We start from the raw sequence: 13,785 nt of genomic DNA, 5'->3' as shown, positions 1-13,785 counted from the left end.
GTCAAGTAGACAGTGGAAATAATGAAAATGACCTAAGCGGCTTTAACTCTATGTTCCATAGGGCTAAGGCCGTTTAATCGTTTTGATAAAAGACTTCATAAATCATAGCTATATTCTGCTAATCTTTTCCGTTCTCCAAGCCATCAAGTATGATTTGAATTCGTTCTTCCCAAGTGATTTTCTTCCTTGTGTCACAAAGCTCGTCCTTCCCTTCGACGTATCCTTTATATCTTTATGACTAGTATACTCACTAATCCACTTCCTCGAGAAGAATCAATAGTAATCATGTACAGCAACTATTTTTAATTCTTTAGAATAGGATCTTCACGATTTTACTTCTTCAAGTCCAACTACAACATGAGTTTCATACTTATATTTCCAAGACCTAATAGTTGCCCAATCAACGTTATACATAGATGCAAGATGATTGATTGAATAAAAATCTTCATTAAGAAATTTTAAAATATCTATTCTTTCAACTTTGGTAAATGAACTCCTAGACACAAAAAATCCCCTAAGATAGACAAGTTTTATTTTTTAACCTGTCTACCTTACGGGGAGGTATATGAAAATGTCAGAGCCTTTTAAATTATTTTTTTTAATATTTCAACGTTTTTTCTCTTAGATCGAGCACTCACAAATATAAAAGTGGCGACTAAGAAAATAAAAAGAATGATTCCCACGATTTCGAAATTGAGTTCGGCCCAAGGGTTAAAGAAGGTAAATACGAGATAAAAGGAAATTCCGTATGCTAAGACAACAATCACCCAACCCATTATTCTTGATGCAGATTGGCCGATTTTACTTGACTCATTTACCATTTTATAAACAATCAATGAGTCAATTGTATCTGTAATCATTATACCTAACATAAATACAAGTCCCAACAATAAGGGTGTATATTTATCTGAATTTCCTGCTGCCAAAGACCAGACAGCCGTTTGACTTACAGTCTCAGCAGCTAAAGCAAACAGTGAACCTACTAAAATAATTAGAAAGGGGTTTGTTGTCCCTTTAGCAACCTTTGGAATTAACTTTCCTTTTAATCCGCTAAGTTGAAACTCTTTGTTGTTATTTTTAGTGCGTAACAAATTATAAGTATTTAACGTACCAATAAGAAATAAAGATATGATAGATACCCATGATGCAATATTATCAAAATAAGCCGGGAGTGAAAAATTTGTCATTACCATTCCTAAAATACAAGCTATAACAGCTACCATTCCTCCGTGACCAAATGAAAATAATGTACCAACCCAACGTGCGAATGGACTGCCCATTCGCCAGTTATAACGGGTTTGTCCATCAATAAAAGCAAGATGATCAGCATCTAATCCATGTCTAAGTCCTAACACAAAAACAAATAAAATAAGTGATATAGATTCCATGTACGAATTCCTCCATTTATAAACAAAGCAAAACAAAATAATCCTCAACCTTTAAAGATCGAGGATTTATGGGTACGTGTTTAATTGACAATAAAATGGTAGATAACAATTGTCGCTTATCTTCGTACACCGCTCCTTTCCGCGAAGGCTGTTGTGGTGTTACAAACTAGGCAGGTCTCCTGGCTTTTGAATCATTGCGCTCTATCGTCTTCCCCAATTAGAAAGTTGAGTGACATAAATGATAGAGAACTCCTCAATTACAGTGGCGGGACCGCTCGGGATTTTCACCCGATTTCCTATTAACCCTTGTATTAGAAAGGGCACCTAGTTTGATATACTTTTAATATTTAATTTTATCAAAATTTAATTCTAATGTAAATATCTTAGCTTATATACCAGTTTAGTAATAATATAGCCATAATTTACTCGATTAATGATGGTTAGTTTGTAAATCACGTAAATCGAAATAGCCGAGATCACGTAAAGACAAATTCCTTTTGCAACGGTTTCAAGGCAGGCAGTACCGTATTTTATATTATTATTTTTTCTGGACCAACCCGTACGTTGAGAAATTGAACACCCAGTAAGTCTATTCAGGTTTAACCTTCACACCACTTGTATTACTACTCTTATCAGAACCTTGAAAATCACTTGTTAAGTCCTGGCAGTTGAAATGCCGTTGCATCCAAAACCTGAATACATTCAAAAACAGAAATCATATGTGAAGATAGTGATTGTGATGGTGTCGCACAAGTTTTGTTTTTTAGGGGGAAATAAAGACTTTTAGAAGGAAGGCGACAGCCTGTGCATCTAAGAGTGTTGATTCAGTCCCTATGGGTTCATTAGTACACACGTCGATGCCTCTAATCGACTGCATTGTTGCATGAGTGATGTATTCGCGACTTTTTGACTAAGCAAAGCGCAAAGAGCGATGAGTTTTTCTGTCTGATATTTACTAAATCGCTACACAGAACCAACTTGTTTAGCAATTTTTTTGAGGGAGTTGGGAGATTGAAATTGTTACAATTCTTGTGAGAAGAGATGGTATTTTTCAGAAATCGAAGAATTCTGAAAAAACGTTATTCTTTTCAAGTACTTTCTAAAAGAATAACGTTTTTTCACTTCGGGAGAAAGTCGTTTCATTAACCTGAACCCCTTATAAGCCTATGTCTTTAGTGAATAAAATCATTACATTTAGAAGATTGGTTATGATTATTTTTGTATTTAGAGACTACCAATTTTTTAAAAGCATCAATCTCTATTGGAAAAAAACCATTTTTTAGCAATAGAGAATAATTTTCTTCACCAATCAACGATTTTACTCTCTCTAAGCTTTGATAGTTCATTTTTCATCCTCCTTCGAATTTGCAGATAAAAAGGATTCTCTCTCTTGGTCGCTTATTATTAGTTTGTAGCCAGAGTTCCTATTCTTTGGCGCCTCTAACCATCCTTCCTCGACCAATACCTGCATTAAATCTTTGACATCATTCATTCTCATTTTCATGTGTTTACGAAGGTGAGTAATTCTTGTTTCTCCTGTAAAGGCAATATATCGTTTTAATTCATCAAGAGGAACTGACGTATTCACTTCATTTGATTGTGAATGAATATCTAACAATAGTGGAGCTGAACCCGATTGACTTTTTCCATAAGTCTCGATAATGGAATCCATCTCTTCTTCGGTGCCTGCTATTAAAGGTCCTTGAAATCTTGTTAAAACTTTTCCCTCTAAAAGACAAGCACCATCCCCATTTCCTAATAAATTAAATGAAGGCTTTTGATCTAATACAGTACTGTAATCATTACGACCACTGCATTTAAATACGACTCTACTTGGCAAATTCGCTTTAATTAAGCCTGTTACTACATCTACACTAGGACGTTGTGTAGTTATAATTAAATGAATTCCGCATGCTCGTGCTTTTTGTGCTAAACGGATAATGGAATCTTCGACAGTTCCATTTTCCTTATCCTGCATCAAAAAATCGCTAAATTCGTCTATAACTGCTATCACATAAGGAATAGGAGCATCTTTTACTTTTCGATTGTATTGGGCTATATTTCGAACTCCCTCCTTCCCAAATAGTTCATATCGTTTTTCCATTAGATCAATTAGTTTTACTAATAACTGCTTCGCTTCTTCTACTTCGGTATATACTTTAACGTTTTTAAATTTCGAAAACCCTGGGAATTCTACTCGTTTAGGATCTATTAAATACATCATCAGCTGTTCGGGTGGAACCCATATCAATAATGTTAAAATAAATTGCAAGAGCCAAATACTCTTCCCAGAACCAGTTGTACCGGCCACAAGTAAATGTTTTACTCTCGTTATATCGTCATAATATGGTTCTCCCGTTTCGGTTGCTCCTACGACGAATGGCAGAACTTTATCTTTGGAAAAGTCCTTAAATTCCTTTGTATCAACTAAATTCCGTAGATATACCGCTTGTCGGTTTTTGCGAGGGAGGGTAAGCGTACCTGATCCTTTCTCTTTCCCTTGTAACACTAATAAATCAGTAATACCTAATTCTGTTTGCCAATCGATTATCGCTTTTTGAAGATCGGACAATCGAATCCCTTTTGGCAGCATGATATTTAATCGAATTAATGTGGGTCCTTGTTCGAATCCAATGATTTTTAATCCTTCTTCTTTAATTACTCCTAGCTTTTCTAAGGAGCCATTTAACTCTTGTTCGAAATGATCCAGTAATAGAGGCTCTTGTTGTAATGTATTGAAAGGTAGAAATTGAAATATCGGTATAATATTCGCTTTGTTAGTAACCCTTTTGTCTTGTTGGATGACTTGAGTTGTTTTGATTTTTGATGTGCATGGCAATAGAGAAACTAGCTCACTTTCAACAATAAACGGATGAATATGCCTTAAATAAGGTGCTTTTAATGAGCTCCACTTTTCTATTCGCTCTTTATTTACCTCTTTTTTACAGCTAACTCCCCACTCATTTTCTTTACATTGTCTATTTAAACTTTCTAATAAGTCCTCAATAAAAATTTTTCTATCTATTTCTTCCCCTCTTACGTACCCCCTTATTAAAAAGCGGTATACGGTCTGATTCTTACGTTCTTCAAAAGAAGGGATAGTAGGAATAGTAATAGTAATGTTATGACTTATTTCGGCTATTTTGAGCTGTAAAGAGCGCACAGGAGCAAGCATACTTGGATAAGAAATTCCCTTCAAATAATCGTCGTATTGTTGCCTTAAAAGGCCTTTCCATTTAGCATTTCTCTCTTTTTGAAATAACACTTGAATCCAAGCTTCTCCATTGATAGACTCAACCGAGTTTAACCAACTTCCCATATTATCTTGAGTGATTGAATAGATAGAAGGCTTTTTTAAATAAAACTCGAAACTTTCTATATCTGTTATTTGGGATAACGGAGAATCAGTTAATAATAATGGTTCTTTCTGTTCATGTGCTGAACTAAAAGAAGGAATCGTATTCACTAGTTGGATTTTTACTTCCTTTTCATTGAGAAAAACTTCTAATCCAGCTACAGATCCATCTAAGAGCTTTTTTAACCATCTTGTAGCATCTTCTCTGGACAAATAAGATGGATAACTATACATAAAGGTAGGCTTTCGAAACGGACCGATTTCAGCCATCTTCTTAATGATGTTCATTATTACCAGCCTCAATCTGCAGTAATATTTTTCAGATAAATCCAAATCAACGTGACAGTGTTTAACATAATAAAACCTGTATTAATCAATAGAATCGTTTCCATCGTTTACACCCTTCTTAACACAAGTTTCCCCAGTTTTTGGGCGACTACTGCATAGGATTGTTTTGGGGTTGGTCCATGGTCAAAGTATTTCTTAATTGATGCAGGTGGAATTGCCATCATATAGAGTCCACCCAAAATCACCAATAATTTTGCAAAGAAGCCTTCTATTGAAGTGGGGAACGGAACAGCAAACATCAATAAGGAAAGGATTGTAACATATATCGAATAAACTATTTGAACTAAAAACAGCCCTTTTAAAGAATTCCACCAACTATGATGTAGATTTTTAAATGAATCAAAGATGTATCCTAGCATGGCAAAGGGAGTTAAGATTCCTAAAGCGATCATATTAAACCATCTTCTCCCATGATTCAGCAACATAGGAATGAGCAGAGCGATATAGAGCAAAATAAATAAGAAAAATCCTATTACTTCAAATGCATCATTTATAAGACTAAATTCCCCATTAGTAGTGTACGTTGGGCTGCTGAGATATTTAGTGCCCACTCCAATAAGAAAATTTGTAATCCCATTCATTACTTCGATTGCTTTGACAAAACCAAATGGAGCAAATCCGCAAACAGCTATTAAGATTGGCAGCCGAATAACAATCTGTCTTAACGGAGTACAACTCCACCCTAATACCTTTTTAAATCCTTCCAACATACTTGCAACAGATACTACTGCAATAGATAGACCGGAAAAAATACGAATCATATCGCGAAAAAACTCATTATCAAAAAGGAATATTGGAGTATAGATCATCATGCTGATTATCTTGTAAAGCCATATCATAAATTCTTTCATTTGACTCTTAGGATTTAGAACATCTTCTTTTGCTGCAGCATTTAGTGCTTCGAACCAATTTCCGGCATGTTGTAAGGTATCAGATATAGCTGAAAGAGTAGATGCTGATGCTTCCATGGAACATCCTGTTAAAAAGGCACTAGGAATTATTAGGACAGCTAATGGAAGAAGCTTCCCCTGATTCAAATGGATATGTTCTAGAAATTTTGATACCCTGGCAGCGGGCTGAGTAGTCCTTTTGCCACCGTGATTATTAGCCATATTAAAACTGGTGCTGATATTACTTGGATCAATCCCTTTATTATCTCTTTGGACCACGCTTTCGCTTTTTCTCCCATACCTACTATCCTCAACCCGCCTGCTAACATGAGGCAAATTGTCGCTACAGCTGCGACTAGTCCTAGGCATATTAGTTGAATAGTTTTCAGTAGAGAGTCTACTTCTGGAAGAATGGTCGGTTGCTCTGTTTGTGCGAATACTGGTGTAGAATATACGAGAACCGATAACGATACGGATAAAGTTTTCAGAAGAAGTGTTTTGTATTTCTTTTTTTGTTTGGGTTTTGCTGTCTTCACCTCTTTCAGAAGGGACTGGAGAAAAAAATCTATATTATTCACTAATCTTTTTTGTTCTTTGTGTTCAGTCCGGTGTAAAAATTCAGTAATGGTGAAGGTTTCTTGTTTTCGAAACATGGGTTACCCCCCTTTTGATAAGGGTATAACCTAATACACTAGTAGCAGTTATGAAGCAAACTGTTTGAATCACGACAAAACCTACCATTGAATTTCCCCCTTTTATTACGTTTGACTAAACTTATGAATGGATTGGCTTGTCTTATTCCATTCAAAAAAAAGAAAATCTTTGTTTGAATGGAAGAAAGCACAAAAAAATATCCTATCTCTAGTGTTAGGGATAGAAATAAGTCACTTATTATTTTTCAAGATTTTCTCTATATAAACAGTCTGCAATCGGCGGACAATCTAACGCTAACCAAATGCGAAGAAAAGAGTCTAGGGTCATATTTAAATTTTTATTATTTAGTAACTGTGATAAATTACTTTCACTGATGCCAGTATCTCGATGGATTTGAACAGCCTTAATTCCTTTTTGCTTCATGATTTCTTTGAATCGATTTTTAATGGCATAAGGTTTTTCATTATTAGGCTCAAAAAGTATGCTTTTAAGAGCAGTAGTATCAGCGTCAGAAAGTGGCGCCATTATATCCATATAGTCAGCAATGGCAGCTCTAATTATTCTTTCAAGAGGAACTTCCTGTTGTTCTCTAACTGCAAGATAATGACTGATTTTTTTCAGTTGTTCTACCGTTGAAGGTTTTAAATAAATCGTTATAGGTATTCTTGAATCTCGATCAGTTATCAAGTATATTCCCTCCTAGTTTGGACAAACTTTAAGTAATAAATGAATTCTTTATTTAGGGGTGTAAAGTATGATTGTTCAAAAAAGAGATCGTGGAGATCACATTAAAGGTTCTTCTGGTCGTGGAGATAATTTGTAATTGTTCTTTCCTAAATTCAATGGGTAAAAACCATCTTCCATAAAAGAATAGATTTTTATATCGGTAAATAGAACTCGGAAAAAGCGGAATACCTAATATGAAGACATTCGCAATTCTCTTGCTAATATAGTGACTTGCAATGTCTTTCGTCTTTCAAAAACATCCCTTAATGTGACATAATTGTGATTTTTACACTTTTGTACCTCTTGTTGTAGCTCTCCCCTCTATATAACTTGGGCATTATTGATTAACCACTCTTTTTTTTGACAGATTTATTTGGAAAGCTATTCATGAGGTTCTCAAATTTTACGATTATACTCGTTCTCAAGGAGTTGAGTGTGATATATACTTTATTGACTTGCTGCTGTTAGTTTTTTTCTGATGGATAGTATTTTGTATTTGGCGCTTAAAAATCCTGCTTATGGCGGTATGTTTTTCGAATACGGAAACTACGCTGGCTCGATTCTTGGAGAAGGAGAACAACATTCTATTTTTACAAACGTCAGCGTAAGATGTGGCTTAAAAAGATGGCATAAGTGGCTCGTGATAATGGTAATGTTTACTAGCAGTTTTTCTTTAATTTTTGAATTTTACTGAAGCTGCCCTAACTTTAAATTGTGTTACTTGTTTTTAAAATTACACAAACGGAATTAATAAAAGTAAATGTAAAACCAGTCTATACTGTTGTATAAACTGGTTTTACAACCGTTCAATTATAGTAATACAACTGCAGTTATAGCTAGATGTTAAAGTACCATTATATTACTTAATAATGCTTCTGTTTTCTAATTCTAGAAGATTAACATATTGGGTACTCCCTTTCAATCATTAATCTTCTAGAATACTAAGCACTTCTATTTTTCTATCAGATAGTTGAGATAAGTTCAATTTTTTATTTTCTTTTTCCCGGCTGCTTTCAAGAATCTGTTTCTTATTTTCTAATTCTTCAATACTCATTATAAATTCTTTAATATTTTTTTTGAAATTAATATCAAGTACATCGATTAGATCGATGTTTATTGATGAAGAATAAAATTGATTTATTATTGCGTCCAATTTGCTTTCAATGGTTTCTTTCTCTTTTTTTAATTCTTTAATATTAGTTATATACTCTTTAATTTCATCTTGAACCTTAACATCAAATTCATCTGATAGATCGCTATATAATGAAAAAGAATGTAATTGATTTTTTATTGGTTTTAATTTACCTTCAATCGTTACTTTTTTACCTTGTAAATCTTTAATAATAGACTTAAATTCTTTTATGTTTTCTTGAGCTTCATTATCATATTTTACTCTTAAATTAGAATTAATATCATTTGCAAGTTGATGAACATCAACTTCACTCTTTTTTAAGAACCCTAAGAATGAAGATTTCTTAAAAGAGTTTTTTAAAGAATTAGTTATCAGCAAGGATTGTTTTTCTTCTAGGAATTTCATTCTTGATTGGTCTTGAGCTTCACTGATTTTAGACTGATTATTAGTTATTTCTTGCTCTAATTCAGATATTTCCTTTTCATACTCCATTAGTGAACGCATTAGAATTTCATTGATTTTTGAATGATTATGAGTGATTTTTTGTTCTATTTCAGATATTTCTTTTTCATACTTCAGTCTTGAAAGAATAAGAATTTCATTGATTTTTGAATGATTATGAGTGATTTTACGTTCTAAATCAGATATTTCTTTTTCATATTTTAAGATATTTATCATAATCCTTTGTAAATCAAGCTTTTGTTCAAACTCCTGTACTTTTGTTTCGATTAGAAAATAATCTTGACCGTCATTTTCACTTTGAAGATCATTTCTTTCGTTACGAGGAGGCAGTCTTTTAAAATTACTTGAAACCGTTACTCCAGGCTCTATACCTAATTCAGAAAGAATATCTATAGTAGTTTTTCCTGCCTGGTCTATTAAAAGGAAGACTAAATGTAACTTAAAAATACTCTTATAATTAAGTCTATAGAATTTGCCGAACTTTTCAGGAGCGATATAATCCACTAGTTCTGAACGGAAATGATTTCGGATTGTTGAATCTGAACGATCTATAATTTTACCGGTTTCAACCGTACTATAAGTTGTATCTTTATGTAATGCTAAAATTGATTCAGTAAAGATGCTATCCTCTAGTTTATTTAGAAGAGCCAATCTGTATATTGGATCATTTTCAAATTCGTTTATTAGGATTTCTTTCATATTTAATTCTTCCAAAATCAGCACCTCCTACTATAATTTATTGTGAAATTCCGCAGTCTCTTTTTAAATCTTACACTGAAAAAATATGCAAATCAATAGAGAAAGCTTAATATATCAGGCGTTATTACCTTTCGAACGATTCGTAACGTTTCCGCTAATGGTACCCAAACGATATGCAGCTGTATAAATCATTAACGTAACTGATTAAATCAATTTCATAACTGAACAATCATTAATGTTTGTTTAATTGAAAATCAATATTTTCCATTATTTATCATTCTGAATCATGTTGAATGATAAATAATCAATCTTACACGATAGCGTTGGACAACGTTTGATACGGTGTAACGCTTGATATTATAGTGTTTTTGTTTTTTGTGTTAAAATAGTTTCGTTCATGAAAGTGTTTTAATGAACTTTCGTCATTCTGAATCATGTTGAATGATAAATGGGGGATTGTACACGAAAGCGCTGTGAATCGTTTGAGGGTTGATAACGCTTGATATACCAGTGCTATAAGTTATTTTAATGTTGTTCTGCGAACATGATTGAAAACGAATGAACTTTCTATAGTGGATTTGATAAATTAATGTCCACTTATATCAGAGCTCAAAATAAAAACCCCTAAAATTAGGGGTTTTTATTTTAAAACTTTAGTTTGCTTAAATCGAGATCATCAAGATTAATATCAAAGTCATCTTCTGCATTATCTTGATTCTTATTATCTGTTTCAGAATCTAAACCGAATTCACTTAAATCAATTCCGTCTAAATCAAGATCAAAGTCCATTTCATTTTCATCAACATTTATAGTACCAATAGTAGTTTCTTTGGTCTTAATGGTTTTATGTCTTTCTTGGTATTCCTCATATTCTTTAACTAATCCCTTAGATAATCTGTTAGGTAAGCCTTTTGTTTTGAAAAATGTATATACAGTAGTTGAAAAATCGTTAAAACCTTCTAGATACCCAGTAAATATTGAGCCTTTCATAAAGAAGGAGGGGTTTTCAGCAATTTCTACTCTAGCATCATCAATAAAAGAACTTCCTAAATTATTCTTTTTATCCAATATAGCCAATAATCCAACATGATAGATTTCAGCTAATTCGACTTCGCCGTTATTAGAGTTTGCAAGATCAATAGGTTCGTGTAATAGGCTGCCTTTGATCGATTCTAAGAACATATTTTTAACATCTGAACCATTTTGAATTTCGTTCATAGGTTTTGAGAGTCTATTGATAACCAATGAACCTTGTTGTTCTAATATGATCCTTCTAAAATCTTGAGAGTCAAATGTTACCTCTGTACCACCGCCAGTAGTTGCAGTATTTAATTCGTGGAACAGATCACTTATTTCTTTGTTAGCATAGTCTCTATAATTTTCAGTTTCGGCCCGCTTATGAGAAGGGAGTTGCTTAAATTGATCATAGAAATATTGGTTATCGGCAAATATCACAAAACCAACTCCCTTAGTTGGATCATTTGCTAATTTCCATATGCGTTGAGTGAAGTCATTGACTTGACGTAATACGTCAGGACCATCAGCCCTTAGAGGAAGGGTCACGATTATGCCGATTTTTGCACTTCTTTCTCTTGCTTTAAGAACAGCCATTTTTAAATACTTAGTTTTTAAATTTTTTTTGAATTCTTCAGGAGCTATTTCTGTTTGGAGTTTTTTTAATTCCTCACTAATCAAAGGCTTGGTATTGAACTCATAAAACTCTTCAATAGCCTTAATTATAGTTGATGTACCAGTTCCTCCACCTAATCCTGCACAAAATAATACTAAATCATCTACAAGACGAACCTCTTTTTGGATAAAGTTTTTTAACTTATCATTAACTTCTTCGTTTTCTTCAAGAATTTTTATGGCTTTTTGCGGATTTTTTCCTAATCCGCCTAAATTTAATGACACACGATTGTCTACAGGAATATATTTTAATCCTTTTAAATCTCCATCATTACTATTTAACGCTAAACAGTTATAAACACCATTTCCTGCTTCATCTTTATAAGCAGCGAAATTATCAGCAATTCTAGAACCGGCCTGGCCAAATCCAACAACTGTCATATCAATAGCTGGTTTATTTTTGATAAAACTTTTAGCCATTTTTTTCATCTCCTAATTTTCCTTGTCTTTCAATAATTTCGTGCATTATTTGTATGCCTCGTTTAGTAATAAAATAATATTTATAGGGTGTAAGGGGTTTGCACGAAAGTAATGACATTGTCAATAATTTATCTACTATTCTTCCAGCTGCCTGTCTATGTATGTATGTTACTTGGTTTTCAAAATGAACTTGTTTCCCTTTTACAATTTTAACCGGGCGTTCAATCTTAACTTCCTTAGAAATATCATTAACTGTTACTCCATTAAAATCTTTACCTTCACCTTGGCTTTTTTGTGTTATATAGGAAAACACGTTTAGCATGACTTTATCCTGTTCTACGATATCGGCAAACATGCTTACTATATCCTTTGGGAAAAGGACATTCTTATATTCTTGGATTATATCTAAACTCACATCACACCCTCCTTTTCTTAGGTTAGCTTACCAATAATGGTAAGCTATTTTGGTAAGTATTTCAATTATTTTATTCATACTTTAAATGTAAAATATACATAAACCTTTATAATATAAGTTTTAATAATGGTTACCATATTAGTTAACCATTATTTATTAATGGCTTATTTTTTGTGTTTTTTCTAATTAAACTATACAATTCCTTTGGAAATCATATTAATTAACTATTATAGTTTAGTTGTAATTAGTTTTTGCAATAAATTTTAATATTTAATTGCTGTAATATATAAACTAATTTCAAATGGTAACCATGAATGGTCACCATTTGAAATTAGTTTATATAAAAGTATTTTAGAAGGTTAAATAGCTTATTAGGATTTAAAAATATCTGGTTTGGTCACCATTTAAGGTCACTACATTAAGTTATCATAAACTAATGAGGAATATCCAAAGGTGAATTTTCATTTATCGTTGAAGTTCGTTCAAATAAAATCAAAGTCGTAACGGAACTTTTGAGATGATTCCAACATTCAATTACGAAATTGAATCCATAACGCAAATGATTTTTTTTAACGGGAGTAAACGAACTTTATTTGCAAATAGTCATGTTTGATTAAACTGAGTGAGGTTTAAGAAGGAACATTTCTCATAAGGGTGATTAAGAAGGAAGTGTTAAAGGCTTAGACAATATCAGTCATTAAAATCTTATAAATTCAGAGCAACGATTAAAAAAGCTAGTAGAAAACTTCTTGTATTTAACAGAAACAAAAAGAATTCAAAATGTTATGTTAGGAAGAGTTTCCGAATATGTTCCGAACAGTTCCTCTTTATAAACATGATTAGTTGAGCATTGAGTTAAATACCATTCCGAAAGTATTCCGAACGATAAATAGCGTTCGAATGGAGATGATTCCGCTTAATGAAGGTAAACCAATTTCATACAGTTTAAAATTAGGTTGATTTAATCTAAAAGAATAAGATGGACTCCTAATCCGGTGAAAGTCACACTTTAGGTGTGAAGCAGGGGAAAGATGACAATCAATCAAAATTCTTACCTATTGTTAAAAACGGAAGGATATTCTGGTGTTCACAAGAAATCCCCACTTCAAACGATCCGTAAGGGTGTTGAGTAGGGGGAGTAGTTCACCACAAAAACAAAAACACTATTATATCAAGCGTTACTGCACCTCAAACGATATTCAACGCAATCGATTGAGATTCATCTTTCATCATTCAACATGATTCAAAATGATAAAAGTAGTAACAGGACAGGATTATTATCAGCTGGCTAATCAGTAGGAAATTAAATGATAAAAAACATTTGTTTGGAGATTTCTTTAGTTTTGGAATATGTTCATTGAAATTGTATTTAACTATATTTGTCTTTCTAGATCTCCAGTTTTCAATAAGCTGCTTCAATATTTTGGTGAAAGGATTAGCGTGTTAGTTGTAGAAAATATTTGGTTTGCTATTGCAGTAGGGGGGATGAATTTCAGTTGGCTTCAGCCATAAAAGAAAGTAATATGCAAACTGGGTTTGATTTCTTATGTCTGAATTATATGTTAGCAGCGAGAATAAGAAAGCCCAAATTATCCCCGCTACAATCG

Annotated in this window: 9 protein-coding genes, 1 pseudogene and 1 riboswitch; all 10 genes and pseudogenes read right to left on the bottom strand. The window is 32.9% G+C overall.

The annotated features are described in order from the left end of the window. Nucleotides 1–584: 584 nt before the first annotated feature. The 10 genes and pseudogenes from ACHUFV_RS20865 to ACHUFV_RS20820 all read right to left on the bottom strand — a co-directional run bounded on the left by ACHUFV_RS20865 (nucleotide 585) and on the right by ACHUFV_RS20820 (nucleotide 12,178). Nucleotides 585–1,388 (bottom strand): HoxN/HupN/NixA family nickel/cobalt transporter, encoded by an 804-nt coding sequence (locus ACHUFV_RS20865; protein WP_394237506.1) that lies wholly within the window; start codon nucleotides 1,386–1,388, stop codon nucleotides 585–587. 152 nt (nucleotides 1,389–1,540) lie between these two features. Beyond that, a riboswitch (cobalamin riboswitch) is annotated at nucleotides 1,541–1,731 on the bottom strand. Between the two features lie 93 nt (nucleotides 1,732–1,824). Next, nucleotides 1,825–2,447 (bottom strand): annotated as a pseudogene (locus ACHUFV_RS20860) (transposase); the annotation flags it as partial. A 113-nt stretch (nucleotides 2,448–2,560) separates the two neighbouring features. Continuing rightward, nucleotides 2,561–2,734, bottom strand: a complete 174-nt coding sequence (locus ACHUFV_RS20855) for a hypothetical protein (protein ID WP_394237504.1) — start codon at nucleotides 2,732–2,734, stop codon at nucleotides 2,561–2,563. Beyond that, complete coding sequence (locus ACHUFV_RS20850) at nucleotides 2,731–5,031, bottom strand: FtsK/SpoIIIE domain-containing protein (RefSeq protein WP_394237502.1); 2,301 nt, start codon at nucleotides 5,029–5,031, stop codon at nucleotides 2,731–2,733. The genes ACHUFV_RS20855 and ACHUFV_RS20850 overlap by 4 nt, the downstream gene beginning before the upstream one ends. Before the next feature lie 107 nt (nucleotides 5,032–5,138). After that, nucleotides 5,139–6,059, bottom strand: a complete 921-nt coding sequence (locus ACHUFV_RS20845) for a hypothetical protein (RefSeq protein ID WP_394237500.1) — start codon at nucleotides 6,057–6,059, stop codon at nucleotides 5,139–5,141. 80 nt (nucleotides 6,060–6,139) lie between these two features. Next, nucleotides 6,140–6,634, bottom strand: a complete 495-nt coding sequence (locus ACHUFV_RS20840) for a hypothetical protein (protein ID WP_394237498.1) — start codon at nucleotides 6,632–6,634, stop codon at nucleotides 6,140–6,142. Nucleotides 6,635–6,872: 238 nt separating this feature from the next. Further along, nucleotides 6,873–7,322: a helix-turn-helix domain-containing protein gene (locus tag ACHUFV_RS20835; RefSeq protein ID WP_394237496.1), complete on the bottom strand. Its 450-nt coding sequence runs from the start codon at nucleotides 7,320–7,322 to the stop codon at nucleotides 6,873–6,875. 964 nt (nucleotides 7,323–8,286) lie between these two features. Next, nucleotides 8,287–9,669, bottom strand: coding sequence for a hypothetical protein (locus ACHUFV_RS20830; RefSeq protein WP_394237494.1), 1,383 nt, complete (start codon nucleotides 9,667–9,669; stop codon nucleotides 8,287–8,289). Between the two features lie 630 nt (nucleotides 9,670–10,299). After that, nucleotides 10,300–11,763 carry an FtsZ/tubulin family protein gene (locus ACHUFV_RS20825; protein WP_394237492.1) on the bottom strand — a complete coding sequence of 488 codons (1,464 nt, stop codon included), beginning with the start codon at nucleotides 11,761–11,763 and terminating at the stop codon, nucleotides 10,300–10,302. Beyond that, nucleotides 11,756–12,178, bottom strand: coding sequence for a hypothetical protein (locus tag ACHUFV_RS20820; RefSeq protein ID WP_394237490.1), 423 nt, complete (start codon nucleotides 12,176–12,178; stop codon nucleotides 11,756–11,758). Before ACHUFV_RS20820 ends, ACHUFV_RS20825 begins: the two co-directional genes overlap by 8 nt. Between the last annotated feature and the right edge of the window lie 1,607 nt (nucleotides 12,179–13,785).

Origin of the sequence: Niallia oryzisoli, assembly GCF_043641075.1 — a bacterium.
In the GTDB taxonomy this organism is placed as follows: Bacteria; Bacillota; Bacilli; order Bacillales; family Cytobacillaceae; genus Bacillus_BD; species Bacillus_BD oryzisoli_A.
Note: the sequence above shows the minus strand (reverse complement) of the source record. Positions and strands in the feature narration are given on the sequence as shown.